Annotated in this window: 1 protein-coding gene; it reads right to left on the reverse strand. The window is 56.5% G+C overall.

Annotated features, from left to right (window positions below; genetic code table 11):
- Positions 1 to 204: M28 family peptidase (locus KVT36_RS32460; protein ID WP_368670066.1), on the reverse strand; the 204-nt coding region annotated here is incomplete at its 3' end.
- Positions 205 to 230: the final 26 nt, after the last annotated feature.

Here is a 230-nt window from a genome sequence, read left to right on the forward strand (position 1 = left end):
GGCGCCTTGCCAGCCCTCCTCTTCCCCACCCAGCGCGGGAAATACCAGGGGATGCAGGGGCGGATGCTGCTGGTAATATTTAATGAGCGATAGTAGAGCGGCGCTGCCGGAGGCATTATCATCGGCCCCGTTAAAAATGCTGACTGCGCTGTTAGCCTGGGGGCTGATGCCCAGGTGATCGTAATGCGCTGGTATAATGATCACGTTATCCGTTTAACCGGGAAGATACC

This window comes from Chitinophaga sp. GbtcB8, assembly GCF_019091455.1.
Lineage (GTDB): Bacteria > Bacteroidota > Bacteroidia > Chitinophagales > Chitinophagaceae > Chitinophaga.